The following is a 26,343-nucleotide window of genomic DNA, read 5'->3' as shown; positions in this document are numbered from 1 at the left end:
TTTTTATGCGCCTGGCTCTGGCTACAATTCTTCCTCCAGAACCTCGGTGTTATTTTTCTTGATCTTTTCCATCTTGCTGTTCAGTTTCAGCACATCCTGATACAGGGTATTAAACTTTTTCACTTGGGCAGTCTCACCGAATAGAAACATTTTGCCTTTTCTTTGCCAGGGATATGTTTTCAGCAGGTCAAACATGGCCTGTGCCTTTTCAATAATCTGCTGTTCAATCGGAAAAATATCATGGGCCTGATCCGATTTCAGGTTGTTTTCCAGTTTTGCCTGCAAGGACTGTCGCAAATCATGCTGAATGGCCAGACGTGTGGCCTGCTGCATGGAGCTGGTCTGGATCTGTTGTCGTGCTTGTGCGTACTCGGTTGAGGCCTTGCGCACATCCGCCAGCATCTGTTCGGTTGCTTTATAATCCTGTTTACGGTCACGGTCCAGACGTTCTATATCCAGAAAAGTGTCCCACTGAGCCGCTTTTAGTGCCCGCAGGTAACGATTGCGGGCTTCGACATTCTGTATCCAGTAGTTTAGCAGGAACTCCGACATCAGCTTGTAGTCACCAGACAGGCGATCATCATGGATATCCAGCTGTACAGGTGTGGTCCAGTCCTGCGCCTGATCATAAAGCGCACGCATTTTCTCGGCCATGACCACTTCAAACATCTGTTTATTGTTGGCAGCACGTTGCTGTAGATGATGCTGATAAATAAAAAAAGAACCGATACCCAGTATCACCACAAGGAGAAAAAATAGAAAACGGCGCATATTGCCTCCAGATTCATTATATTTTTTTATACTCTGTATCCCAGTTTAATCGATAAAAGACAACCGTTTATATGCGTTTTATTTCACTTCTCGTAACGCAGCATTACATATTGATTGCTTTAAATTCACAGGCAACGCCCCTATTATCTGTGTAATCAGAATTGAAGAGATACGCCATGCGTGTAGATATTTGGTCAGATGTGGTCTGTCCTTTTTGTTATATCGGTAAAAAACGTCTTGAACATGTGGCTGAAGAAGCAGGCATCGAGCTTGAAATTCACTGGCACAGCTTCGAGCTTGATCCCGATGCACCCGCCAGACATGACACGTCCAATACCGAACGTCTAGCCAAGAAATATGGCCGTAGCTATGCGGAAATGGAAGAGATGGAGCGCAATGTCGCCGCCATGGCAGCGACCGAAGGTATCGACTTCCAGTGGCAAAAAGCCAACTCTGGCAATAGCTTCAACGCGCACCGGATTATTCACCTGGCGCAGAGCAAGGGTCTGGGCAATGAAGCCAAAGAAGCCTTTTTCCATGCCTATATGACCGAAGGCCTGCCGATTGGTGAACGTGAAGTGGTTGAAGAAATTGCCTCACGCATCGGTCTGGATAATGCCGAAGTCGAGTATGTACTGGATTCAGACGAGCTGGCAGATTTTGTCCGCCATGACGAAAAAATTGCCCGTGAGCAGCTCAAGGTCACCGGTGTACCGTTCTTTGTATTTGATCAGAAGCTGGCGCTATCTGGTGCCCAGCCACGTGAAATTTTCTTGCAGGCCCTGCAACAGGCCCAGACTGCCTCTGCTGGTCAGATCGAGCAGGAGGATGCAGCGCAATGTAATGATGAGCAATGTGAGATCAAGCCTTAATCGTGCCAGTCAGCTGCTTTAATCAAGTGATTCAGGCAGCTTTTTTACTCTGCAAATAACCCAAAACAGCAGGGTGATCATGCCCTTACAGGCTGTCCTTGCACGGTAGGCCTGCCTTTATCCCGATCCTGATCTTTTTTACTGGGCAAGCTTACCCGGCTTGTGTGAAACGGGTCACAACTCGCCTATAAATTTACAGATGCCTTTTAGGGTTATGATCTAGAGAACCGATGCATTATTTTAAAATGTTTTGATTTTCAAGGCCAAATCATGACCCATCTCTCGATTTGAAGTGTTGAAATGAACGATCTGCCGCATTTTCGAGCTATAGATTTTGCGTTATTTTCTTCTATAATCGTCATAAAGTGACCATCTTTTGTGATGAAAATTCAGCAGTTACGCGCCAACTGCGCTTCCGGTTCAGGCCAAACAGCCTGTTACCTCCCTGCCTGTCACAGAAGTGTCGCCCTACTTTAGCCATAAGAACTGAATAGCGGCTGTCAACCACAGCGCACCCAACATGTACTGATTGAACATTTAAAAAAAACAGGCTCAAGCCTATCTCTAAGGAAACAATAGATGGACGTATTAGAGAAAGCACTTTTGGTGGACGAGCTTAAGCATCTCATCGCTGGGCTTCAAAATAATAAAACTTCTCTTTTTGAAATTGCAAAATCAAAACAACGCATCAAGGACATTTGCGCATCTTGCGACGATCCTGCTTTTCAGGCTCAGGTCATGCCATTCAAGGCATTTATCCTCAATGAAGAATTTTCAGCTGATGATTTGGCCCGTTACGGTTACAGCCTGACCTATCGTGGCAGCTATAACTTTATGGGGCGGGTGGAAAATGCCCTGTTCGCTTCGGCAGACATGGGCTGGGCCGCCTTGCGTCAGGCACAACTCTGGCAAGTCTGGGTGATTCGCCCTGCCTTATCCTTCCTAAAAAGTCCGTGGCTCAACTCCACCACAGAAGCCTTGCAATGGTTACAAAACCATGCCAGTGAATATCTCAAGACCGACCAGCAACTCCAGCATTTAATTCCGGTACTGGAACCTGTACACGATCCCTCATCTCAAGTTCAGCAGGTCAATCCTGCCGATGCACTGGCACGCATCAAACAGGAAACAGCACATTTTCAGTCCCAGCTAAATGCCATTATTCAGGATAAAATCCGCACTGTACCCGAAGCGGCTTCAGCTCCTGCAAGCACCGAGAACCGGATCAAACCTGGTTTTAGGCAAACACCCCAGCCTTCACCTCACCTGAATAAAGCCCAACCGCTGGCGCTAAACGACTTTAACCTAGATGGGCTGATCTGCCGGCTGGAACGGGTAGATGCCCGCACCTTTCCCTCTTTGTATCGGGTCGACCTGCACAATGACATTGACCAGAACATCAAGATTGACTGGCTCTATTTAAAAGCTGAAAACGAAGCCCAACCCATCTGGGAGTCTGCGCAGATTTTTGTGGCAGAACAGCTTTATGCCCAAGGACAGTTCTCGCATTATGTCGTGCTGGTCGGAACCCATAGTGTCGAATATGCCATTACGATCCTGCAAGCCTATACCGATCAGCGCCATACCCGCACCAGCTCGATTCATCAAACCAGCTGGGTTAACTTCAGGCAGCATTATCACCAGCACGAAAGTTTATTCAATGAATGCATCATGAATGGCACACTGGTATGGCAACGTGATCAGCGGGTTTATCCCTATATTCCGGCTTCATTTATCAATACCCAGAAATTTATTCCTTTTGAGGAAACTGCCGCCACCTTTTTCACGCCTGTGATTTTATTGCGGGAACGCCAGAAAATCCGGATTATTCATGGGCAGGAACGGGTAAAACTTTCCAGTGAGGATCAGGCCTATCCGTATTTGTTACTGGACCGCAGTGAGGGGTATACCTGGCAATTAATCCGTCAGGTCATCAGTCACCTTCCCCAGCCGATTTCCGTTCATGACCTGTATCAGGCACTGGAAAACGGCAGGTCGGCAGCTCCGTCTTGACTGGTATGGCCTGGCCCCAATCAATGATTGAGTCTGTTCTTGGAACTTAGGGATCGATAGTGTGATAGATGACGCTAAATCCTTATGATCTTTAGCATTTTTATACGGTTAAATTGCTGCTTTTTGTGACTGTGGCTTGATTTTACCCTTCAAATCATCAAAAGTTAAACCAAGAACAACATATAAGCCTTTATTATGAATAATTTACAGCAAATGGTACCAACACGTATCGTTTTTGTTTTATGTGCACTGACGATGGGTACGTTCAGTGTCGCTAACGCAGAAACCATGCCGCAACAGCAAGATCAACAGCCCAATACGACCTCACAAAATACGTCGGAAAATGCGCTGGACTATATTCCACGTTTGGTCGATGCCACACCTACCATTTTCCCGGAACAGTCAGATCAGCCCATCGTGCCTGCCACGGCAGAAACAGAAGATAAAACCTGGATTGATAAAAAACAGCGACATATCCGGGAATGGGCTGACCGTACTTCTGTCAAGATTGATGACTGGTTTGGCGATGTCGATCCTGAAAATCCGGCCTCAGCAACCATCCGTGTGATGCTGGACAATTACTGGAACGAATATGACAACTACGAGGTCAAGCCCCGTATTCGCGGTAAGATCAAACTGCCGACCCTGGAAAAAAAGCTGAGCGTGGTATTTGGTGACGACAGTCTGGATGATGAGTTCAAGAATAACGTGGCCAATACCAACAATCAGCCCAACCAGGACCCGGATAAAAAGTTTGATTCCAAGCAGACCCGTGACAGTAACGGCTCGCTGGCCTTACGCTGGTCCAACTTTTCCAAAAAACTGCCTTTTGAGACCGATGCCGATCTGGGGATCCGTTCAGGAAGTGACATTTACGTCCGCCTCAGAGCAGAAAAACACTGGGACTTGCGCAATGATTTCCGCTTTAATGCAGAGCAGATCTACCGCTATGGCAGTAAAAGTGAAAACTACCTGCGCACCAACCTTGAACTGATTCATGCGCGCCCAAATCAGCCTTTCCTGTCGAATCAGTTAAGTTTCACTTATGCCGACAAACAGGACGATGATATCCGTTGGGATAACCGGACTTTCCGCCAGCATCAGTTTTTTGCGCACAATACCTTTAATTACGGGCTTTATGCAGGCGGTTATTACAACAATGACGACTTACGCCTAAACAGCTGGGGGCCGTTCGTGTCATGGCGTCAGCCGCTGTGGCGAGAATGGTTCTATGTACAAGGCGATCTCAACTATTTCAATGATCACCGTGAAGATCGCAATCATTACGTCAGTACCTTTGTCCGGCTAGAAACTTTATTCTGATCTGTCATCGGGCCCTAACCTGCCCAAATGATTCGTTATTTGGGCAGGTTGATTAAAAAAATAATATTTCTTTCAAGCTCTCTTTAAGCTTTGCCTGTTAGCGTCATCTTCTTTTATTGTTGTTATTTATGGCATGCGTCAACAATACGCTCTGCTTGTGTATTTTTTGATTATGGGAAAGCTGTGTCTGGGTGATCTGCTTATGCCGTTATTTCCAATGGTTGTACCTTTTAGCAGATCCTACAACCGTCCACCGGACACGCTGCATAAAGCATTTACTCGGGCAAAATACGCACCGGCAGCCAGCTTCAGTTGTGCAGAAGAACATGAAAGTCCCGATAACGCCCCACTTGCACAAGCGTTAATGGCTGTTTTCGGTAACGATACCCTGTGGCAACGTGCACAACAGTCTCAGGCGCCCAAGCGAATGGGTAAACTGACCAGACATCCGGGCCAGCACAAGATTTCCCCTGCCAACCCTTTTATCGCAAGCTGGGCCACCATTTCCAGCCTGTTGCCCTTTGGCACTGATCTTGATCTGGGTGCCAACTCAGATACTGATGTCTATGTACAGTTTCTGGCAAAAAAGCAATGGGCGTTACCACTTGGAATACATCTCAATACCACACAGATGTTCCGCTATGGCTCAGACAGTAAAAACTATGCCGAAACCACACTCGATCTGACCCAGACCCGGCAGCAACAAAACCGGCTTTCGACCCGGTTTAATATCTCTAAGGCACCAGAAGCAGACTATAGCTGGAATAATCGTACCTTCCAGCAACTCAATATGCCGACACAAGGCAACCTGAGCTACGGTATTGTAACCACAGGAGAATATGACAACCGGAATCTCCGGATCAATGAATGGGGACCTTATTTTTCCTGGCGGCGCCCCATCTGGCGAAACTGGATTTTTATGCAAAATGACCTGAATTATTTAAATGCACCAGCGTCCAGTCCAGACAACCATTTGAGTTATCAGCTCAGCTTCGAAGCCCGGTTCTGATGGAAATACCGCCATAACTGTGGATAACTTCAAGGTTATCCATAGCAATAAAAAAACCTCCGCCGAAGCAGAGGTTTCTTCATCAAAAGACTTATTTTAATAACAAGCTATTGATGCGTTTAACATAGGCTGCCGGATCTTCTGGTAAGCCACCTTCTGCAATCACCGCCTGATCAAAGATGACATTGGCCAGATCATCAAACTGTGCCGAGCTTTCCAGTTTTTTCACCAATGGATGTTCCGGGTTAATTTCCAGTGTCGGTTTAACCTCAGGCACAGCCTGTCCTGCCTGTTTCAGCATACGGATCAGTTGTGGAGACAGTTCACCTTCACTGGTGACCAGACAGGCTGGCGAGTCGACCAGACGTGTGGTAACACGCACCTCTTTGGTCTTGTCTTTCAATGAAGTATTTAAACGCTCTACCACAGGCTTAAACTGCTCTGCGGCCTGCTCCAAAGCTTTTTTCTCTTCAGCATCCTGCAAGTCACCCAGGTCAACTGCACCCTTGGACACGTTCTGAAGCGGTGTACCATCAAACTCGAACACGAAGTTCATGGCCCACTCATCGACACGGTCTGACATCAATAACACTTCAATGCCTTTCTTCTTGAATACTTCAAGTTGTGGCGAGTTCTTGGCGGCAGCCAGGCTTTCTGCAGTCACATAATAAATCGCTTTTTGCCCTTCTTTCATCCGCGCTTTATAGTCAGCAAAAGAGGTGGAAATATCATCATTGGTCGAAGTGGCATAACGTAACAATTTCAGGATACGTTCACGGTTGCCCATGTCTTCACCCAAACCTTCTTTTAACACTGAACCAAACTCAGTATAGAAGGTCTTGAATTTTTCCTGATCTTTTTCATCTTCCGATTTTGCCAACCCATCAAGTAAAGTCAGTACGCGACGCGCATTCCCTTCACGGATGGTTTTGACATCACGGCTTTCCTGTAGCAGTTCACGGCTGACATTGAGCGGTAAATCAGCACTATCCACCACCCCTTGTACAAAGCGCAAGTAGTTTGGAATCAGGTTATCGGCTTCATCCAGAATAAACACACGTTTGACATAGAGCTTGATGCCCGCCTTGGCTTCGCGGGTGAATAAATCCTGTTTGGCCTGACTTGGGATATACAACAATTGCGTATATTCAGTGCTACCCTCAACACGGTTATGTGCCCATGCCAGTGGCTCGGCAAAATCATGGCTCAGGTTTTTATAAAACTCGATGTATTGTTCATCCGTGATTTCGCTCTTGTTACGCGTCCACAGCGCACTGGCCGAGTTAATCGCTTCCCATTCATCGGTCTTGACCATCTGGCCGCCGCTAGTTGCATTAGCGTCTTCACCTTCAGCGACTTCGTTCTCTTGCCAGACTTCTTTTTGCATTTCGATTGGCAAGCTAATGTGGTCAGAATATTTATTGACGATCTGCTTAACTTTCCACGACTCCAGGTACTCAAGCGCATCGTCACGTAAATGCAGGATAATATCGGTACCGCGCGTGGTTTTATCAATGCTTTGAACCTCAAACTCACCCGTACCGCCGCTGATCCAGCGCACACCTTCTGCTGCATCTAAACCAGCACGGCGTGACTCAACGGTAATCTTGTCTGCAACAATAAAGCCCGAATAGAAGCCCACACCGAACTGGCCAATCAATTGTGCATCGGCTTTTTGGTCACCAGTCAGTTTAGACATAAAGTCTTTGGTGCCCGACTTGGCAATGGTTCCCAGATTATCAATCGCTTCTTGTTGGCTTAAGCCAATCCCGTTATCCGAAATGGTGAGGGTTTTATTGTCTTTATCTAAAGTGATACGGACATGCAGGTCGGGATCATTTTCATAATATTCTGGATGGTTAATCCCTTCAAAACGTAACTTATCGCACGCATCAGAAGCATTTGAAATCAATTCACGCAAGAAAATTTCAGGGTTGGAATAAAGAGAATGCGTCACTAAATGCAATAACTGAGCAACTTCAGCTTGGAAACTATAATTTTGTGCGACTTGTTCACTCATAAATCACTCCTTATCTGTGAGGCTTATCTATTTGGAATGATTTATGAATGGTGCATATCTTGAATTTTTCAATCCTTGAGCTGTATTTTTCAGGCGAAAAATGCACAAAATGGCGCTTAGAATGGCCCGTGGCTTAATACCCGCTGTTGCAATAACTGGTCAAGCTGCTGCTGGCGCTGGGCATATGCCCGCTTGATACAGGGTGTATTGGCCCCGCATGAGTTGCGCTGCTTCAACCACTGAAACTGGCGGTCTTTTTCAGCATCACGTCCTCCCATCGGCAAGGCATGCAAAATGATCTGGTAGGTCGTTGCCAGCCTGACATCGGCATCATTGAGACTACGCTCGCTACAGATTTGCTGCTCCACCTTCAGCTTTGCAGCCTTGCATGAATAACTGGCCGCATGCGTCTGCGAAAACAACAGGAATGGCATCAACAACAAGCTGGACAGGATTTGTTTTTTCATGATCACTGACACTCCCTTTGCGAAGATTATTTTTTCAGCATACAAAACTCTCTGTGTAAGGGCTGTATCGGTTTTATATTTAAATTGCAAAAATAAAAAAGCCCCACATAGTGAGGCTTTCAAGCATAGGTTCAGCTTAGAACTTATAGCTATAACCCAAGGTATAAACCACTGGATTAAGGTCTAGATCAAATTTGGTACCATCAACCAAGGTCACTTCCGGGCTAATATCTGCATAGCGCACATCGAGATAAACCCCCCAGTTTTTTGCATCAGCAGGCTGGAAATTAAATCCTAACTGGCCCGCGAAACCATAAGCCTCTTTCACATCTTTCGCTACACCCTTTTCATGCCAAGGAATGAAAGCTGTGCCACCCACACCAATATAGGGTGTGAAACGGGTCGAGTTTTTAAAATTATATTTTGCTGTAATTGTTGGTGGTAAATGACGGACACTCGCAACTGATTCGCCATTTAATAAAACATCATGTTTGACCGGAGTTGCCAATAAAAGCTCAGCTGAGAATGGTGTATCACCAAAGAAATATTCTACTGATGGTGTAAATGCAAACTCATGATCCCCTTTTACAGTTGCCCCTGGAGCCAAGTCTACATCTGCAGTCGGGTCAATTAAACTCGCACCCACCTTAACCTGAAAGCCCCCTGCAAATGCAGTTGAAGATAACCCCAATAAAGCAACAACCAAAACTTTCTTTAACATTTAAACAACCTCTTTAACAATTTATGTTCTTGTTCAACATAATAAACACGCACATTTACATTATGCAATACATATTAATTCCAACTATTTTAATTGATTTTATAATACATTGAATATTAATAAAATATAATTGTTAAAATATGTAATAAATATTAATCCCGACCAATACAATCAACTTAAATATTGATAAAACCTAGTATTTTCATCAGATTTAAAAATAAATTAAGCCCTATTTAAGAATATAATCACATATAACTTAATATTAAAACCGCATTATAAAACCAGATTTAAAAAGGGACAAAAAATGTCATTTAATGATTATTTTTATATTTAAGATAAATTTTATAATCAAAAAAAATGGCTCATTTCTGAGCCACTTCTGATTATAAAACCATTGCTGCAATCCAGCCAAAAATAAGCAACGGGATATTAAAATGTATAAAAGTAGGCACAACCGTATCCCAAATGTGATCATGTTGACCATCAACCCCCAAGCCTGCTGTAGGCCCTAAAGTCGAGTCGGAAGCAGGTGAACCGGCGTCGCCAAGTGCAGCTGCAGTTCCAATCAGGGCAATGGTTGCCAAGGGAGAAAAACCAAACTGCACGCATAAAGGTACATAAATGACGGCAAGCACCGGTACGCTTGAGAATGATGAGCCTATTCCGATGGTGACAAACAGCCCGATAAACAGCATCAGAAAAGCAGCCAGGGCATGATTATCTCCAATGATATGAACCACGCCATTAACCAGATGGTTAATATCGCCGGTATGCGTCATGACCGAGGCAAAGCCTGCCGCAGAAATCATGATAAAACCGACCAGCGCCATCATGCGCATGCCTTGTACAAACACATCATCGGCATCTTGCCATTTAAAAATGCCAGACGCCGACAACACCGCAAAACCGACCAGACCACCCAGAATCATTGAACCTGAATAGAGCTGTGCAACCAAGGTTAAACCAATCGCGAGCAGCGCCATAAACATGGTCTTCTTGGAAATATACGGCACCTTCTCTGCTTCTTGCTTGAGTTCTTCAGCATCGGCCTGGAGATCGTATTCTGCCTGCGAAGTTACCTTGAGTGGCTTATCCAGATCAATCGTTTTCACCGGAGTAATCGTACGGTCCACATAGAGTCTTGGTTTACGGTAACTGATGAACACCGCAACCAGCGTGCCTAATACCATGCCCAGTACCGGTATTGCCATCCCGATTGGCATCATGCCTCGTTCTACATGAAGACCATAGGCTGCACCAATCTTGTTAATATTGCCCATCAGGATTTGTTCAAGAAAGATTGCACCAAAGCCCACTGGCAGGAAAATATAGGTTCCGACCAGTCCCAATGTCATGACACATGCAGCCGCACGGCGATCCAGTTTCAGATGGTTCATGACCTTCAATAAAGGCGGAACCAAAACCGGAATAAAGGCAATATGGACAGGAATCAGGTTTTGCGAGAAGATGGCCGCAATCAGTAAAATTGTCAGCAGCAGAAACTTCACTTTGGTCTGATGGTTTTTACCTGCTTCCATACCCAGTAAACCGATCAGTTTATGGGCCAGCAAATCGGGTAAACCAGATTTGGAAAGTGCCAATGCAAACGCACCTAATACAGCATAGGCCAATGCAACTTCAGCGCCATCGCCCAAACCCGCATTAAATGCTTCAACAGTTTGAGACAGGCTTAGACCAGCGACCAAGCCTCCTATAATGGCTGAAATCACCAGGGTGAGAACAACAGAAACTCGTGCCAATGACAGGATAAACATCACGGCAATCGCAATTACGACAGCATTCATGAACAAATTCAGGAGCAAAGAAAAGGCGACATTCTAGCAGATTCATTAAAACCTAGCTGAAAATATCGCCGGATTATCGCCAAACTGTACCGTTTTTTAGCTTAATAATTCCACTAAAGCTTTAAGCTGCCTGACGTTGTACAAACTGACGGATCAGTTCAGCAATTTTTTCAGGCTGGCTCAACACTGCCCAGTGGTTTGCATCCAGCTCAACATATTCAAAGTTTTCAACCCATTTTGGCATCGACTCGGTAATGTACTCGGGGCTGACAAAAGCATCACGCTTTAACACAATGGCCTGCACTGGACATTGTGCATAACGCTGGCGTGGCTGGGTTAGAGAAGGAATAAAATTGGCACGATACAGATTAATGCCATATTTGCCGTCCGAGGCAATATTGGCATTTAAAGGTAAATCCTGCTTTCTCTCCAGCCCGCTTAACACCTTGCCCCATTTTTCCGGACTAAAAAACGACCATACTGTTGGAGCAATTAAAGGCAGGTGAAATGCCCCGATATACCACGACTTACTTAACATTTTCAGCACATTGCTGGGTGCGGCCTTAAATTTTTCACGTAAATAGAAAGCGGCATGATCCAGACAAGGACCCGAAATCGTGGTATAGGACAGCAAACGGCCTTTTAGTTTGGGTTCAGTTGCAGATTCCCAGGATTGTAAAGATCCCCAGTCATGGGCTGCCAGATGAAAATTACGATTTGGTAACACCTGATCAACCACTTCCTGCAAGTCCAGTGACAAACGCGGCAAACGATAGTCTTTAATGCGTTTTGGAATCGAAGATAAGCCCGCCCCCCGTACATCATAAGTCACCACATAATAGTCGTCGACCAGTTGTTCAATGACCGGCTCCCAGACTTCCTGATTATCCGGATAGCCATGTACCAGTACCAAAGGGGTATTTTGTTGTTCTCCCCATGTTTTCACACAGAGTGTCTGCTGATCCGATGTCGTTACTGTTTTTACTTGTGCTTGCATAATACTTTCCCATTTTGTTTTCTATCGGCCTGGTGATAAAACAGCCATTGCCAGCCCTGCATGAAAAATGATACTTATGCAGTATGAATAGAGTTGCAACAAAAAAAATTGACCATGAACGATTTTTTCAAAAAGATTCGAACCATTCCAGCGATTGCCAAATTTATGCTGAATCACTATTCGCCTTATCGTGGTGCAGGTATCAGCATTGACCATATTGATCTGGATGACTACTACATCCGTGTCAAAATGCCTCTGACCTGGCGTAACCGTAATATAGTCGGAACCCACTTTGGTGGCAGTTTATATTCGATGGTCGATCCATTTTATATGCTGATTCTGATCCATCATCTGGGCAATAAATATATTGTCTGGGACAAAAGCGCCAGCATTCATTTTCTTTCTCCGGGCCGTGATACGGTCTATGCAGATATCCGGTTAAATGCAGCGGAAATTGCCGAAATCAAACGGCTCGCCGAAAACCATGCACCTGTTTTACGCCATTACACCCTGAGTATTGTGGATGAAGCCGGCACCCGCATCGCAGAAGTCGAAAAAGTGCTGTATATCCGACGTAAAAAACCCAAAGCCAGTGTTCAATAATGTGAGAGCATATAAAAATGCCTGCAATATTGCAGGCACTGGGTTTTAGCTTGAAAAATTATCGTTTCTTTTCCTGAATTGCAGCGCCTGCGCCGCCACCGATTGCACCACCAATCGCAGCCCCCGAGTCACCACCAAAAATTGCTTTGCCGACCACAGAACCAATACCGGCACCAATGGCACTGCTGGTGGTAGAGCTGCTATTTGCACCCTTGGCATTGGCTCCCACACCGGCACCAGCCGCAGCTCCCAGACCGGCACCGACGCCGCCACCGACATGGTTACCTAAACCGCCACCCACAGCACCGCCCAGTGCTGCTGTTCCAATACGCTGATCCGATGCACTCATGTTCTGACAACCCGTAAACATCACCGTAGATAACATCAAAACAGAAGCTAAACCTATTGTTTTTTTCATGACCATACTCTCTCTTGTATACGTTCTAGTAAAAAGCATAATCTTCTTTTATGAGGGATTTGATCATATTGTGTTATCACAATGTCCCAATCGTTTGATATTTTGTAAAGGCATGACCTGTCCGGGTTATTGAACCGGCTTAGAGCATAGCAGATGATAGCGCCCCAGCTTCGTTTAAGAACAGGTTAGAACATCAAATAGCGGACTGTCAGGAATATTGATTTTAATTGGCTCGGCAACCGATTTATCACCGCACAAGGAAGGATATATAAACTAAAAAAACGTCAGAAGCTGAACTACGAATTTTCAGCATTCTGACTTACTGTCATGCAGGCTTAGTATTTGCCTTTTTTCTCACCATAGGCTGAACCGGCGCTACCGCCCAGTGCACCACCTACTGCCGCACCAGAATCACCGCCCAATACTGCACCACCAATTACAGCCCCTAGACCGGCACCGATTGCACTGTTTCTGGTATTTTTGCTATTTGAACCTTTTGCATTGGCAGCAACACCTGCCCCAATCGCTGCGCCTAAACCTGCGCCAAGGTTACCGCCGACATGCTTACCAATTGCACCGCCCGCACCACCGCCAATTGCAGCAGAACCGATACGTTTACTTTCAGGACTCGCATTCTGGCAACCGACAAACAGTGTGGTTGACATCAGGCCAACGCCAGCAATCATCATCATTTTTTTCATGGGAACTACTCCTCTCCTCAGTTGTACATAGGATAGTATTCTTTAATGAACTGTTTACCTTGATTAAGTAATCAAATACTGACGCTGTAATGTGTTTTTGTAACAACTGCCGTATTTTTCCACAAAAAAAGGCACCCGAAGGTGCCTTTTTTAGTACTTAAATCTTAGAACTGGTCTGAGTTTAATGCCTGACTGAATGCCTGGTCTACTTCACTGAAGTCATTGTGAAGCTCGAATTCAGCAGCTTCTGCTTCTTGACGACGACGCTCCAGGTGATACGCAAGACCGGTACCAGCCGGGATCAAACGACCCACAACCACGTTTTCTTTCAAGCCACGTAAATCATCTTCTTTACCTGTTACAGCCGCTTCAGTTAACACACGTGTGGTTTCCTGGAACGATGCAGCAGAGATGAACGAGTCAGTCGAAAGCGACGCTTTGGTAATACCCATCAATTGACGTTCAAACTTCGCAGGGAACTTGTTCTGAGCCAGAACAGCCTGGTTCTCCTGAACAACGCGGATGTAATCCACTTGCTCGCCCTTGATGAAGCTTGTATCGCCGCCATCAGTGATATCAACCTTACGCAACATTTGACGTACAACCACTTCAATGTGCTTATCGTTGATTTTTACACCTTGGAGACGGTAAACGTCTTGAACTTCGTTCACGATGTAGTTGGTTAATGCCACTTCACCTTTCAGGCGCAAGATGTCATGCGGGTTTTGTGGACCATCAGAAATGGTTTCACCACGGTTCACATGCTCACCTTCGAACACGTTGATTTGACGCCATTTTGGAATCAACTCTTCGTAGATCTCCGAGCCGTCATCAGGTGTGATGACTAAACGGTTCTTACCTTTGGTCTCTTTACCGAAGCTCACGATACCCGACACTTCTGCCAAGATCGCATGTTCTTTCGGCTTACGTGCTTCGAACAAGTCAGCTACACGTGGAAGACCACCGGTAATATCACGGGTACGTGACGATTCTTGTGGTACACGACCAATGACATCACCGACACCAATGGTTTCGCCATCACGGACTGTCACAATGGTATTTTGTGGCAAGAAGTAGAACTGTTCGCCGCCATCAGTTGTATCCAGCACGATTGCAGGACGCAAGTCTTTACCAGAAGCAGGACGAGCTGTTACCGGCAAGATTTCAACAGTTGTCATACCTGTTGCATCATCTGTCTTCGAGGTTGCAGTTACACCATCAGCAATCTGGCTGAAACGTGCTTTACCGGCAACTTCGGTCACAAGTGGATGTGTATGTGGGTCCCAAGTCGCCACGATACCACCCGCTTCCACAGTCTCACCATCTTTGATCAAGATGCTGGCACCATAAGGAAGTTTATAACGCTCGCGCTCACGGCCCAGGTCATCGGCAATACCGATTTCACCAGAACGTGAAACTGATACCAGGTGACCTTTGGCATGTTGTACAGTTTTCACGTTGTGGAAACGTACAGTACCTTTGTTACGCACCTGAACACTGTTGGCCGCAGAAGTTCGGCTCGCAGCACCACCCACGTGGAAGGTACGCATCGTTAACTGTGTACCTGGCTCACCAATCGATTGTGCCGCCATAACACCGACAGACTCACCCGGATTTACCAGGTGACCACGTGCCAAGTCACGGCCATAACATTTCGCACAAACACCGAAGCTCGATTCACATGCAATAACCGAACGGACTTTAACTTCATCGACACCCGCTTCTTCAAGCTGGGCTGCGATTTTCTCGTCAATTAAAGTACCACGTGGCAATACCACTTCATCATCCGCTGCACGACGCACGTCTTCAGCAGTTACACGACCCAATACACGGTCACGTAATGGCTCGATGACATCGCCACCTTGAATGAATGGTGTCATCACCAGGCCACCGGCTGTACCACAGTCAGGCTCGGTAATAACCAGATCCTGCGCTACGTCTACAAGACGGCGAGTCAAGTAACCAGAGTTCGCAGTTTTCAATGCAGTATCGGCCAAACCTTTACGCGCACCGTGTGTCGAGATGAAGTACTGGAGTACTGTCAAACCTTCACGGAAGTTTGCCTTAATTGGGGTTTCAATGATCGAGCCATCCGGCTTCGCCATCAGACCACGCATACCGGCAAGCTGACGGATCTGCGCCGCACTACCACGGGCACCCGAGTCAGACATCATGTAAATCGAGTTGAATGATTTCTGTTTCTCGTCTTCACCTTGTTTGTTTTTCACCAGGGTATAAGACAAGTTATCCATCATTGCTTTCGCAACCTGGTCGTTAGTACGTGCCCAGATATCGACAACCTTGTTATAACGCTCACCCGCAGTTACGAAACCTTGCTCAAACTGCTGTTCGATTTCACGAACTTCGGTTTCAGCCTTATCGATAATCGTATGCTTGCTTGGTGGAATCAACATGTCTTCCATACCAACAGATACACCTGAACGTGTCGCTTGACGGAAGCCCAGATACATCAATTGGTCAGCGAAGATAACAGTATCTTTCAAACCCAGTTTACGGTAGCAAGAGTTGATTAACTTCGAGATGTTTTTCTTGGTCATCTCAAGGTTGATCATGTCAAAGCTTAGACCTTGTGGCACAACTTCCCATAGCAAGCAACGGCCCGGTGTTGTATCCACAATAATGGTTTGCTTCTCACGGTTGCCGTTTTCATCAATCACGGTTTGATGAACACGTACTTTAACGCGTGCATGAATCGCAACTTTACCCGTTGCCAACGCACGGTTGACCTCGTGAGTATCGGCAAACACCATGCCTTCACCTTTGGCATTTACCGCATCACGGGTGATGTAGTAAAGACCCAAGACCACGTCCTGAGAAGGAACGATGATTGGCTCACCGTTTGCAGGTGACAGGATGTTGTTGGTAGACATCATCAAGGCACGTGCTTCTAACTGTGCTTCCAATGTCAATGGAACGTGTACCGCCATCTGGTCACCGTCGAAGTCGGCGTTGAACGCAGCACAGACGAGCGGGTGCAGACGGATTGCCTTACCTTCGATCAGAATAGGTTCAAATGCTTGAAGACCTAAACGGTGAAGTGTTGGCGCACGGTTCAACATGACTGGATGTTGACGAATTACAGATGCTAGAACGTCCCAAACTTCCGGTGTCTCGCGCTCAACCATTTTCTTCGCAGCTTTAATGGTTGTTGCTTGGCCAGAGGCTTGTAGTTTTGCGAAAATGAATGGCTTGAACAATTCAAGTGCCATTTTCTTCGGAAGACCACACTGGTGAAGACGTAACGTAGGACCTACGGTAATCACCGAACGGCCAGAATAGTCAACACGCTTACCGAGCAAGTTCTGACGGAAACGACCTTGTTTACCTTTGATCATGTCTGCCAAAGATTTCAATGGACGTTTGTTCGAACCAGTAATGGCACGACCACGACGACCGTTATCAAGCAACGCATCAACAGACTCTTGTAACATACGTTTTTCGTTACGTACGATGATGTCTGGCGCAGCAAGGTCAAGAAGACGCTTCAAACGGTTGTTACGGTTAATGACACGACGATATAAATCGTTCAGGTCAGAAGTCGCGAAACGGCCACCTTCAAGTGGTACAAGCGGACGCAAGTCTGGTGGAAGTACTGGCAGTACATTCATCACCATCCATTCAGGCTTGTTGTTTGAATCTTTGAAGGCTTCCATCAGTTTCAAACGCTTAGACGCTTTTTTAAGTTTCGTCTCGGAAGTCGTTTGTGGAATTTCTTCACGTAAACGTGCAATCTCGGCTTCAAGATCGATATCTTTTAATAAGTCCTGAACTGCTTCTGCACCCATTTTCGCAGTGAATTCATCACCGTGTTCTTCAAGGGCATTGTAGTATTCTTCGTCTGTTAAAAGCTGGTACTTTTCAAACGGAGTCATACCAGGATCAGTCACCACATAAGATTCAAAATACAATACGCGCTCGATATCACGTAATGTCATATCAAGCAACAAACCGATACGGCTTGGTAATGATTTCAGGAACCAGATGTGTGCAACTGGAGAAGCAAGCTCGATGTGACCCATACGTTCACGACGAACTTTTGCAGTTGTTACTTCAACGCCACATTTTTCACAAATGACGCCTTTATATTTCATACGCTTGTATTTACCACACAAGCATTCGTAATCTTTTACCGGGCCAAAGATTTTGGCACAGAACAAACCGTCACGTTCAGGTTTAAACGTACGGTAGTTAATGGTTTCAGGCTTTTTAACTTCACCGTGAGACCATGACTTAATCATCTCTGGCGACGCAAGACCAATACGGATACGGTCAAATTCAACAGGTGCATGACCTTCTGAATCCGTTTTCTTACGCATGATATCGAGCAAGTCTTTCAATTTTTTTCTCCGTGTGTCGGGGAGCAAGGCTCACCCGACTGGGTCACAAATATTGTTTTTACTGAAATTTGGAATCTCCCCTAGCCCCTCTTTAAAAAGAGGGGAACTTCCCCCTTTAACAAAGGGGGATAGAGAGGGATTTAGTCACCATTTTTCAGTTCAATGTTGATACCTAAAGAACGGATCTCTTTGGTCAATACGTTGAACGATTCAGGCATACCCGGATCCATATAATGGTTACCATCTACAATATTCTTATAGATGCGTGTACGGCCTTCGACGTCATCCGACTTCACAGTGAGCATTTCCTGAAGGGTATATGCAGCACCATATGCCTCAAGTGCCCAGACCTCCATCTCACCGAAACGCTGACCACCGAATTGGGCTTTACCACCCAGCGGCTGCTGTGTCACAAGTGAGTAAGAACCAGTTGAACGTGCATGCATCTTGTCATCAACCAAGTGGTTCAACTTGAGCATGTACATGTAACCTACTGTTACAGGACGATCAAACTGTTCACCGGTACGGCCGTCAAACAATACGGTCTGACCAGTACGGGAAATCCCTGCCAATTCAAGCAAGTCTTTGATCTGGCTCTCTTCAGCACCGTCAAATACAGGTGTAGCCAACGGCACACCGGCACGCAGATTGCCTGAAAGCGCCAGGATTTCGTCATCAGTCAGACTGTCAAGATCTTCCTGTTCACCACCGACCTTGTTATAAATCTTGTCTAAGAATTCACGTAGTTCCAGAACTGTACGCTGTTCTTTCAACATTTTTTCGATTTTGTCACCAAGACCTTTGGCCGCCATACCCAAGTGAGTCTCTAAAATCTGACCCACGTTCATACGTGACGGTACACCCAGCGGGTTCAATACGATATCGACTGGTACACCATTGGCATCATGTGGCATGTCTTCAACTGGCAAGATGTTGGATACAACACCCTTGTTACCGTGACGCCCCGCCATCTTGTCACCAGGCTGGATACGACGTTTAACTGCAAGATAAACCTTAACAACTTTCAATACGCCAGTGGTTAATTCATCACCAGTAGAAAGTTTACGTTTCTTCTCGGCAAACTTCTCGTCAATTTCGTAGCTCTTCTCTTTCAAGAACACTTGAATCTGAGTTAAGCGCTCAGCAATTGCTTCATCTGCCGGCTGGATTTCAAGTAAATCAACCAGCTCTAAACCAGACAATAACTCTTCAGTCAGTTTATCGCCACGTTTAGTTGAACCACCACCGTTAGATTCCTGACCTTTCAACAAGCGCACAATACGCTCACGTGCTGCTTCTTCAAAGATCTTGTATTCTTCTTTCAAGTCTTTACGGTATGCATCAAGCTGAGCTTTCTCGATTGCCTGTGCACGTTCGTCTTTTTCCAGACCATCACGTGTGAAGACTTGAACGTCGATTACCGTACCTTTCGTGCCAGACGGAACACGTAAAGATGAATCTTTTACGTCAGCCGCTTTTTCACCAAAGATTGCGCGAAGTAATTTTTCTTCAGGGGTTAACTGGGTTTCACCTTTAGGCGTTACCTTACCAACCAGAATATCGCCTGCGGTAACTTCAGCACCGATATAAACAATACCTGACTCATCCAGTTTAGACAGTGCAGCTTCACCGACGTTAGGAATATCGGCAGTAATTTCTTCTGCGCCTAACTTGGTATCACGTGCAACACATGACAATTCCTGAATGTGAATCGAGGTTAAACGGTCTTCTTGAAGCACACGCTCAGAAAGCAAGATCGAGTCTTCATAGTTATAACCGTTCCACGTCATGAACGCCACGCGCATGTTTTGACCCAGCGCAAGCTCACCCATGTCAGTCGACGGACCATCCGCCAGGATATCACCACGGGCAACTTTATCGCCCAGGTTCACGATGACATTCTGGTTAATACAGGTGTTCTGGTTTGAACGTGTATATTTGATCAGGTTATAGATATCTACACCTGCTTCACCCGCGATCATTTCATCTTCGTTGACACGAATGACAATACGAGAAGCATCAACATATTCAATCGCACCACCACGGTTTGCGATCACACACACACCTGAGTCACGTGCTACGTTTGCTTCCATACCGGTACCAACAAGCGGCTTGTCAGCACGCAAGGTAGGAACAGCCTGACGTTGCATGTTCGAACCCATCAATGCACGGTTCGCATCATCGTGTTCAAGGAACGGAATCAATGATGCTGCAACAGAAACAACCTGCTGTGCAGAAACGTCCATATGGGTAACGCGTTCAGGCGACATACGTACGAATTCACCTTGATGACGGACAGAAACCATTTCTTCAGTCAGGTTACCGTCTTTATCTACTGCCGAGTCGGCCTGTGCAATGACAGTACCTACTTCTTCAATTGCAGATAAATATTCAACATCATCGGTTACACGACCATCGACTACTTTACGGTATGGAGTTTCCAGGAAACCGAAGTCATTCGCTTTTGCATATACAGAAAGCGAGTTGATCAAACCAATGTTTGGACCTTCAGGCGTTTCAATTGGACACACACGACCATAGTGTGTCTGATGTACGTCACGTACTTCGAAGCCCGCGCGTTCACGAGTCAAACCACCAGGACCAAGCGCCGAAACACGACGTTTGTGTGTAATCTCAGACAACGGGTTGTTCTGGTCCATGAACTGAGACAACTGGCTTGAACCAAAGAATTCTTTGATCGCAGCAGCAACCGGTTTCGCGTTGATTAAATCTTGCGGAGACAGGTTATCTGTTTCTGCCTGGCTTAAACGCTCTTTAACAGCACGTTCAACACGAACTAGACCAACACGGAATTGGTTTTCAGTCATTTCACCAACAGAACGTACACGACGGTTACCCAAGTGATCGATATCGTCGACTTCACCTTTACCGTTACGGATTTCGACCAATGTACGTAATACATCGATAATATCTTCGTGCGATAAAATACCTTCAACTTCACGTGACTTCTGGTCAGTACCCACTTCGTAAGGACGACCCAGACGACGGTTGAACTTCATACGACCCACTGGAGAAAGGTCATAACGCTCAGAAGAGAAGAACAGGTTATTGAACAGGTTCTCAGCAGCTTCTTTTGTTGGTGGCTCACCCGGACGCATAACTTTATAGATTTCAACCAGCGCTTCTTCACGGCCAGTTGTGGTATCTGCACGTAACGTATCTGCAATGAACGGACCACGGTCGATGTCATTGGTAAACAGGATATTAAACTGTTTAACACCGCCTTCTGCCAACTTCACCATGACTTCATGGCTCAATACGGTATTGGCAGGAATCACATCACCACTTTTCAGCGTGATATCTTCAGCGGTAATACGCTCATATAAGTACTCATCAGGTACTGAAAGCTTAGACAGGTTCGCAGCTTCCATTTGACGTACATGACGTGCGTTAATACGTTTACCCTGCTCAACAATGGTTTTGCCATCATTGTCCAGAATATCAAATTGCGCCATCTCACCACGTAAGCGGTCTGGAACAAGATCAATTTGATAGCTGCCCATATCCAGATAGACAGGAACTTTTTCGTAGAACAGATTCAGGATCTGTTCGTTGGTATAGTTCAGGGCACGCAAGATCACGGTCGCCAACAGTTTACGACGACGGTCAATACGTACAAAAACCAGATCTTTTGCATCAAATTCAAAGTCTAACCATGAACCACGGTAAGGAATGATACGTGCTGAATACAACACTTTACCGCTTGAGTGGGTTTTACCCTTGTCATGGTCAAAGAATACACCTGGAGAACGGTGTAACTGAGATACGATTACACGCTCAGTGCCGTTAATCACGAACGTACCGTTATCGGTCATGAGTGGCATTTCACCCATGTAAACTTCTTGTTCACGAACGTCTTTAATTGATTTCGTTTCACGATCTTTAATGATCAAACGAATTTTTACGCGCATTGGTGCTGCATAAGTTGAACCACGTAAAATACATTCACGCACGTCAAACTCAGGCTTACCAAGGCTATACTCAACAAATTCTAAAGCAGCATTGCCAGAATAACTTTCAATAGGAAAAACTGAACGAAATGCGGCTTGGAGACCGATATCTTCGCGATTTTTTGGTGATTTACCGCCCTGTAAGAATGTACGGTACGAATCGACCTGAATCGAAAGTAAGTACGGTGCTTCCATTACGTGGGGCAATTTACCAAAATTCTTACGGATCCGTTTCTTTTCGGTATATGAGTATGCCATCTGGAGTCCTCGGAAAGTAAACTAAACCCGCCTGCAGAACGGGCTTAGAAGGAATTACGCAGGCCGATATGGCCACCACTGTTTACAAATGCTGCAATTTTTAGTGGTATTAAAACGCTTAACAATATTTTTATAAGCAAAAAAATATTGGTAAGCGTTTGATTTTTATTAATTTTGCTCAAACAATACGCGATTTACACGCAAAACTAACAAAAAACGAGCCGATTATTGTAACGCAAAAAGGCTGATGACCCAAGAGCCATCAGCCATTTTTTGGAGCCGATTATCAAAAAACCGACTCCCTACAGAATTACTTAAGTGTAACTGTAGCACCAGCTTCTTCAAGCTTCTTCTTAAGTTCTTCGCCTTCTTCTTTAGAAACGCCTTCCTTAAGAACAGCTGGAGCGCCTTCAACCATATCTTTAGCTTCTTTAAGACCAAGACCAGTTGCTTCACGTACTGCTTTAATTACAGCAACTTTGTTAGCACCGAAAGAAGTCAACTCAACGTTGAATTCAGTTTGTTCTTCAGCAGCAGCAGCGCCAGCGCCTGGAGCAGCAGCAACAGCTACAGCAGCAGCAGATACGTTAAATTTTTCTTCAAAAGCAGAGATTAATTCAACAAGTTCAAGAACTGTTTTTTCAGCAACTGCGTTTAAGATTTCTTCGTTAGTTAAAGCCATGAGAATAACTCCAAATGGATATTGAATGGTGTGAAAGTAGGATTAAGCCGCTTCTGACTCGTTTTTCTCTTTGAGTGCTGTAATAAGGCGACCCAATTTCGAAATAGGAGCTTGAAGAACATTGGCAAGCATAGTAAGTGCTTTTTCTTGGTTCGGAAGGTTCGCAATTACGCTAACTTCAGCACCTTTATAAACTTTGCCATCAAATGCAGCAGCTTTAAGTTCAAATGCTTTGTTAGTTTTCGCAAATTCTTCAAACAAGCGTGCAGCTGCACCCATGTCATCTTCAGAAGTAGAGAAACCGAGAATTGTTGGACCAACCAGGTCGTCATTCAAGATATCGAATTGAGTACCTTCAAATGAACGCTTAGCCAAAGTGTTACGCACGATACGTGTAGTAACACCCAACTTACGAGCTTCAACACGAAGTGTTGTTAATTGCTCTACAGTTAGGCCTTGGTAGTCAGCAACAACGGCAGAGAACGCTTTAGAAGCAACTTCGTTTACTTCTGCAACGATCTGTTTTTTGTCTTCGATAAGAAGAGCCATCGTAAAACCTCCTAACGGTGATTTATGCATCCATAACAGATGCACTCCCAATTCGTAAGCCCTATTCAGACTTACACGCGGAGGAGGAATAAATCACACCACCGCGTCTACTCAGACTGGATGATTAAGAAAAACATCCGGAAATGTTTCTCGCCTGAGGTCTTTGACGCTGATAAATATTCATTTATCAATTCAAAGTTTGCTTAGGTTGTCTCAAAGAGAAAACCTAAGGCTTTAAAATTCTGTCCAATTACTTAGAAACGTTGTTTACGTCAACGATCAGACCAGGACCCATAGTTGAGCTCAAAGTGATCTTTTTAACGTATACACCTTTAGACGTTGCAGGCTTTAACTTTTTCAAGTCTGCAATTAAAGTTTCAACGTTTTGACGTACAGCTTCTTCGCTAAAGCCAACTTGGCCAATCGCAGCGTGGATGATACCCGCTTTGTCTACACGGTAACGTGCCTGACCAGATTTAGCATTCTTAACCGCGCTAGCAACATCAGGAGTTACTGTACCCACTTTAGGGTTTGGCATTAAGCCACGTGGACCAAGAATTGTACCTAACTTACCAACAACGCGCATTGCATCAGGAGCAGCAATAACAACGTCGAAATCAAGATTTCCACCTTGAATGCTTTCAGCAAGGTCATCGAAACCAACAACATCAGCACCAGCAGCTTTTGCAGCTTCTGCAGCAGCGCCTTGAGCAAATACCGCTACACGTACAGTTTTACCAGTACCTGCAGGCAAAGTCGTCGCGCCACGAACAACCTGGTCAGATTTACGTGGATCTACACCAAGGTTTACAGCGATATCTAAAGATTCTTTGAACTTCGCAGCTGGAAGGCTGTTAAGAACTTGTACTGCTTCTTCCAAAGTGTAAACTTTGTTTGCTTCAACAGCAGCAGCAATGGCTTTTTGACGTTTAGTTAACTTTGCCATGTCTTATAGCTCCACTTCCAAGCCCATAGAACGTGCAGAACCAGCGATGGTACGAACACGAGCGTCTAGATCAGCACCAGTCAAGTCCGGTTCTTTAGTAGTCGCGATTTCTTCTAACTGAGCACGAGTCAACTTACCAACTTTAGTTTTGTTTGGTACAGAAGAACCCTTTTGAATACCAGCAGCTTTCTTAAGAAGAATAGATGCAGGCGGAGTTTTCATGATGAAAGTGAACGACTTGTCGTTGTACACTGTGATCACGACAGGAATTGGCAAACCAACTTCAAGTTTTTGTGTAGCAGCATTGAATTCTTTACAGAATGCCATGATGTTTACACCACGTTGACCTAAAGCAGGACCAATTGGTGGAGATGGATTCGCTTTACCAGCTGGAACTTGCAGCTTGATATAGCCGTCAATCTTCTTAGCCATTGAAAATTACCTCTGGGTACAGACGCCGTTAGGCTCCCCAAAAAATTAAACAACACCGAAGTGTTACAACAACAATGCCCGATCAGATCGGGCGCTTATCAACCAGGGCAGATTAAACCGTCTTTTCGACTTGGCGAAATTCGAGTTCAACCTGTGTTGGTCGATTAAATACATTAATCGTCAACGTTAAACGTGACTTATCGTATTGAACTTCCTCCACGACCCCTTTAAAGTCAGTGAACGGACCGTCAATAACGAGCAATTCTTCACCTGGTTCAAACATCGTCTTAGGACGAGGTGCTTCACCAGTATTACGTACACGTGCAAGAATCGCATCCGCTTCGCGTTGTGAAATTGGTGCCGGTTTTTCTGGTGTACCACCGATAAAACCAAGTACCTTTGGACATTCTTTTACGATATGCCAAGTATCATCATTCATTTCCATTTCGACCAATACATAGCCCGGAAAGAATTTACGCTCAGACTTACGCTTCTTGCCATCCTTCATTTCCACTACTTCTTCAGTAGGGACAAGGACTTCACCAAAACTATCAGCAACAGTGCTGCGCTGGATTCGGTCATTAAGTGAACGCATCACTTGTTTTTCAAAACCTGAATAGGCATGAATAATATACCAACGTTTCATCGCACTCTTACCCGATAATTAACTTAATAAACCAACCTAACCCGTAATCGAAACACCATAAAACCAATGATGCAACCACTACAACCAAAAGCACTTGCCACGACGTCGTGATCGTCTCTTGTTTTGTTGGCCAGGTCACTCGACGCAGTTCAATTCGCGCATCTTGCAACAAACGCACAAAGCCTTTGCCTTGATGGGTGGCGTATAATAAACCTAAAGCGACGACGATACAAGCCAAAATTACCCCAACGCGCACCCAAATATCATTTGCTGGTGCCCAATAGGCAGGTAAATGCTGATTTACCAATGCTGAACCGATCAATAAAGCGATAGCAATCAACCACAAGACAGCATCAAGTGGCGTACCAGTGCTTACAACTTCTGCAGCATTATTTCTTTGAGGGATTGGCGCGTCGCTTAATGCGTCACGCGATTTATCATTCGACATTTTTTTACTCGTCGTAGAATTCGCGACTTATTATATGACAACTCAGCCAGAATTAAGCTTTTTTATAAAAAAAAAGTGGCAGGCCAGGAGGGACTCGAACCCCCAACATTCGGTTTTGGAGACCGACGCTCTACCAATTGAACTACTGGCCTATTATGCAAATCGAAAGCCGAAGCTTCCGATTTGAGTGTAACACAGTATTGGGCTTATGCAGTTACTTTAGCAACAACACCAGCACCTACAGTACGACCACCTTCACGGATCGCAAAACGTAGACCTGGGTCCATTGCGATCGGGTGGATCAATTCTACTGACATTTCTACGTTGTCACCA

Annotated in this window: 21 protein-coding genes, 1 tRNA gene and 1 pseudogene; 5 read left to right on the top strand and 18 right to left on the bottom strand. The window is 45.3% G+C overall.

Annotated elements, in window-relative coordinates:
* Positions 1–21 precede the first annotated feature (21 nt).
* Positions 22–771 carry a hypothetical protein gene (locus OC23_RS10490; protein ID WP_038344690.1) on the bottom strand — a complete coding sequence of 250 codons (750 nt, stop codon included), beginning with the start codon at positions 769–771 and terminating at the stop codon, positions 22–24.
* 176 nt (positions 772–947) lie between these two features.
* Here OC23_RS10490 and OC23_RS10485 point away from each other — a divergent pair, with 176 nt between their 5' ends.
* From OC23_RS10485 to OC23_RS10470, 4 genes are all read left to right on the top strand, one after another.
* Positions 948–1,643: a DsbA family protein gene (locus OC23_RS10485; protein ID WP_038344689.1), complete on the top strand. Its 696-nt coding sequence runs from the start codon at positions 948–950 to the stop codon at positions 1,641–1,643.
* Positions 1,644–2,222: 579 nt separating this feature from the next.
* A complete protein-coding gene (locus OC23_RS10480) occupies positions 2,223–3,656 on the top strand; it encodes a hypothetical protein (RefSeq protein ID WP_038344688.1) in 1,434 nt (477 codons plus the stop codon).
* Between the two features lie 195 nt (positions 3,657–3,851).
* A complete protein-coding gene (locus tag OC23_RS10475) occupies positions 3,852–4,979 on the top strand; it encodes a hypothetical protein (protein ID WP_038344687.1) in 1,128 nt (375 codons plus the stop codon).
* Between the two features lie 133 nt (positions 4,980–5,112).
* Positions 5,113–5,988 carry a hypothetical protein gene (locus tag OC23_RS10470; RefSeq protein WP_038344685.1) on the top strand — a complete coding sequence of 292 codons (876 nt, stop codon included), beginning with the start codon at positions 5,113–5,115 and terminating at the stop codon, positions 5,986–5,988.
* 91 nt (positions 5,989–6,079) lie between these two features.
* Here the strand turns inward: OC23_RS10470 and htpG are convergent, their stop codons facing one another.
* The 5 genes from htpG to OC23_RS10445 all read right to left on the bottom strand — a co-directional run bounded on the left by htpG (position 6,080) and on the right by OC23_RS10445 (position 11,998).
* Positions 6,080–8,008, bottom strand: coding sequence for a molecular chaperone HtpG (htpG, locus tag OC23_RS10465; RefSeq protein ID WP_038344684.1), 1,929 nt, complete (start codon positions 8,006–8,008; stop codon positions 6,080–6,082).
* A 116-nt stretch (positions 8,009–8,124) separates the two neighbouring features.
* Positions 8,125–8,475: a lysozyme inhibitor LprI family protein gene (locus tag OC23_RS10460; protein ID WP_038344683.1), complete on the bottom strand. Its 351-nt coding sequence runs from the start codon at positions 8,473–8,475 to the stop codon at positions 8,125–8,127.
* 136 nt (positions 8,476–8,611) lie between these two features.
* The gene (locus OC23_RS10455) at positions 8,612–9,196 is read right to left on the bottom strand and encodes an OmpW/AlkL family protein (RefSeq protein WP_038344682.1); all 585 of its coding nucleotides are present in this window, start codon (positions 9,194–9,196) and stop codon (positions 8,612–8,614) included.
* A 383-nt stretch (positions 9,197–9,579) separates the two neighbouring features.
* Positions 9,580–11,001, bottom strand: a complete 1,422-nt coding sequence (locus tag OC23_RS10450; protein ID WP_038344681.1) for a Na+/H+ antiporter family protein — start codon at positions 10,999–11,001, stop codon at positions 9,580–9,582.
* A gap of 121 nt (positions 11,002–11,122) precedes the next feature.
* Positions 11,123–11,998 (bottom strand): alpha/beta fold hydrolase, encoded by an 876-nt coding sequence (locus tag OC23_RS10445; RefSeq protein ID WP_038344680.1) that lies wholly within the window; start codon positions 11,996–11,998, stop codon positions 11,123–11,125.
* A 114-nt stretch (positions 11,999–12,112) separates the two neighbouring features.
* On the opposite strand from OC23_RS10445, the gene OC23_RS10440 reads away from it, so the two are divergent.
* Positions 12,113–12,601: a PaaI family thioesterase gene (locus OC23_RS10440; RefSeq protein ID WP_038344934.1), complete on the top strand. Its 489-nt coding sequence runs from the start codon at positions 12,113–12,115 to the stop codon at positions 12,599–12,601.
* A gap of 58 nt (positions 12,602–12,659) precedes the next feature.
* Here OC23_RS10440 and OC23_RS10435 read toward each other — a convergent pair whose 3' ends face one another.
* The 12 genes and pseudogenes from OC23_RS10435 to OC23_RS18825 form a co-directional block, all read right to left on the bottom strand.
* Complete coding sequence (locus OC23_RS10435) at positions 12,660–13,019, bottom strand: YMGG-like glycine zipper-containing protein (RefSeq protein ID WP_038344932.1); 360 nt, start codon at positions 13,017–13,019, stop codon at positions 12,660–12,662.
* Positions 13,020–13,354: 335 nt separating this feature from the next.
* Positions 13,355–13,720, bottom strand: a complete 366-nt coding sequence (locus tag OC23_RS10430) for a DNA transfer protein p32 (RefSeq protein WP_038344678.1) — start codon at positions 13,718–13,720, stop codon at positions 13,355–13,357.
* Positions 13,721–13,884: 164 nt separating this feature from the next.
* Positions 13,885–18,078: a DNA-directed RNA polymerase subunit beta' gene (gene rpoC / locus OC23_RS10425; protein ID WP_038344677.1), complete on the bottom strand. Its 4,194-nt coding sequence runs from the start codon at positions 18,076–18,078 to the stop codon at positions 13,885–13,887.
* Between the two features lie 140 nt (positions 18,079–18,218).
* Complete coding sequence (rpoB, locus tag OC23_RS10420) at positions 18,219–22,307, bottom strand: DNA-directed RNA polymerase subunit beta (protein ID WP_038344675.1); 4,089 nt, start codon at positions 22,305–22,307, stop codon at positions 18,219–18,221.
* Between the two features lie 310 nt (positions 22,308–22,617).
* Complete coding sequence (gene rplL / locus OC23_RS10415; protein ID WP_004774018.1) at positions 22,618–22,989, bottom strand: 50S ribosomal protein L7/L12; 372 nt, start codon at positions 22,987–22,989, stop codon at positions 22,618–22,620.
* A gap of 42 nt (positions 22,990–23,031) precedes the next feature.
* Complete coding sequence (gene rplJ / locus OC23_RS10410; RefSeq protein WP_038344674.1) at positions 23,032–23,538, bottom strand: 50S ribosomal protein L10; 507 nt, start codon at positions 23,536–23,538, stop codon at positions 23,032–23,034.
* Between the two features lie 250 nt (positions 23,539–23,788).
* Positions 23,789–24,484: a 50S ribosomal protein L1 gene (gene rplA, locus OC23_RS10405; RefSeq protein ID WP_038344673.1), complete on the bottom strand. Its 696-nt coding sequence runs from the start codon at positions 24,482–24,484 to the stop codon at positions 23,789–23,791.
* A 3-nt stretch (positions 24,485–24,487) separates the two neighbouring features.
* Positions 24,488–24,916 (bottom strand): 50S ribosomal protein L11, encoded by a 429-nt coding sequence (gene rplK, locus OC23_RS10400; RefSeq protein ID WP_004637639.1) that lies wholly within the window; start codon positions 24,914–24,916, stop codon positions 24,488–24,490.
* Positions 24,917–25,028: 112 nt separating this feature from the next.
* Positions 25,029–25,562 carry a transcription termination/antitermination protein NusG gene (gene nusG / locus OC23_RS10395; protein ID WP_038344671.1) on the bottom strand — a complete coding sequence of 178 codons (534 nt, stop codon included), beginning with the start codon at positions 25,560–25,562 and terminating at the stop codon, positions 25,029–25,031.
* A 7-nt stretch (positions 25,563–25,569) separates the two neighbouring features.
* Positions 25,570–26,010 carry a preprotein translocase subunit SecE gene (gene secE / locus OC23_RS10390; RefSeq protein WP_038344670.1) on the bottom strand — a complete coding sequence of 147 codons (441 nt, stop codon included), beginning with the start codon at positions 26,008–26,010 and terminating at the stop codon, positions 25,570–25,572.
* Positions 26,011–26,086: 76 nt separating this feature from the next.
* Positions 26,087–26,162 (bottom strand) — tRNA-Trp (locus tag OC23_RS10385).
* 54 nt (positions 26,163–26,216) lie between these two features.
* Positions 26,217–26,343, bottom strand: a pseudogene (locus tag OC23_RS18825) (elongation factor Tu); the annotation flags it as partial.

It is taken from the genome of Acinetobacter sp. A47, assembly GCF_000805455.1.
In the GTDB taxonomy this organism is placed as follows: domain Bacteria; phylum Pseudomonadota; class Gammaproteobacteria; order Pseudomonadales; family Moraxellaceae; genus Acinetobacter.
Note: the sequence above shows the minus strand (reverse complement) of the source record. Positions and strands in the feature narration are given on the sequence as shown.

What these genes read in the sequence shown, in the direction of transcription:
- OC23_RS10490 (WP_038344690.1), bottom strand. Translation starts at nt 771, where the DNA reads ATGCGCCGTTTTCTATTTTTTCTCCTTGTGGTGATACTGGGTATCGGT.
- OC23_RS10485 (WP_038344689.1), top strand. Translation starts at nt 948, where the DNA reads ATGCGTGTAGATATTTGGTCAGATGTGGTCTGTCCTTTTTGTTATATC.
- OC23_RS10480 (WP_038344688.1), top strand. Translation starts at nt 2,223, where the DNA reads ATGGACGTATTAGAGAAAGCACTTTTGGTGGACGAGCTTAAGCATCTC.
- OC23_RS10475 (WP_038344687.1), top strand. Translation starts at nt 3,852, where the DNA reads ATGAATAATTTACAGCAAATGGTACCAACACGTATCGTTTTTGTTTTA.
- OC23_RS10470 (WP_038344685.1), top strand. Translation starts at nt 5,113, where the DNA reads ATGCGTCAACAATACGCTCTGCTTGTGTATTTTTTGATTATGGGAAAG.
- htpG (WP_038344684.1), bottom strand. Translation starts at nt 8,008, where the DNA reads ATGAGTGAACAAGTCGCACAAAATTATAGTTTCCAAGCTGAAGTTGCT.
- OC23_RS10460 (WP_038344683.1), bottom strand. Translation starts at nt 8,475, where the DNA reads ATGAAAAAACAAATCCTGTCCAGCTTGTTGTTGATGCCATTCCTGTTG.
- OC23_RS10455 (WP_038344682.1), bottom strand. Translation starts at nt 9,196, where the DNA reads ATGTTAAAGAAAGTTTTGGTTGTTGCTTTATTGGGGTTATCTTCAACT.
- OC23_RS10450 (WP_038344681.1), bottom strand. Translation starts at nt 11,001, where the DNA reads ATGAATGCTGTCGTAATTGCGATTGCCGTGATGTTTATCCTGTCATTG.
- OC23_RS10445 (WP_038344680.1), bottom strand. Translation starts at nt 11,998, where the DNA reads ATGCAAGCACAAGTAAAAACAGTAACGACATCGGATCAGCAGACACTC.
- OC23_RS10440 (WP_038344934.1), top strand. Translation starts at nt 12,113, where the DNA reads ATGAACGATTTTTTCAAAAAGATTCGAACCATTCCAGCGATTGCCAAA.
- OC23_RS10435 (WP_038344932.1), bottom strand. Translation starts at nt 13,019, where the DNA reads ATGAAAAAAACAATAGGTTTAGCTTCTGTTTTGATGTTATCTACGGTG.
- OC23_RS10430 (WP_038344678.1), bottom strand. Translation starts at nt 13,720, where the DNA reads ATGAAAAAAATGATGATGATTGCTGGCGTTGGCCTGATGTCAACCACA.
- rpoB (WP_038344675.1), bottom strand. Translation starts at nt 22,307, where the DNA reads ATGGCATACTCATATACCGAAAAGAAACGGATCCGTAAGAATTTTGGT.
- rplL (WP_004774018.1), bottom strand. Translation starts at nt 22,989, where the DNA reads ATGGCTTTAACTAACGAAGAAATCTTAAACGCAGTTGCTGAAAAAACA.
- rplJ (WP_038344674.1), bottom strand. Translation starts at nt 23,538, where the DNA reads ATGGCTCTTCTTATCGAAGACAAAAAACAGATCGTTGCAGAAGTAAAC.
- rplA (WP_038344673.1), bottom strand. Translation starts at nt 24,484, where the DNA reads ATGGCAAAGTTAACTAAACGTCAAAAAGCCATTGCTGCTGCTGTTGAA.
- rplK (WP_004637639.1), bottom strand. Translation starts at nt 24,916, where the DNA reads ATGGCTAAGAAGATTGACGGCTATATCAAGCTGCAAGTTCCAGCTGGT.
- nusG (WP_038344671.1), bottom strand. Translation starts at nt 25,562, where the DNA reads ATGAAACGTTGGTATATTATTCATGCCTATTCAGGTTTTGAAAAACAA.
- secE (WP_038344670.1), bottom strand. Translation starts at nt 26,010, where the DNA reads ATGTCGAATGATAAATCGCGTGACGCATTAAGCGACGCGCCAATCCCT.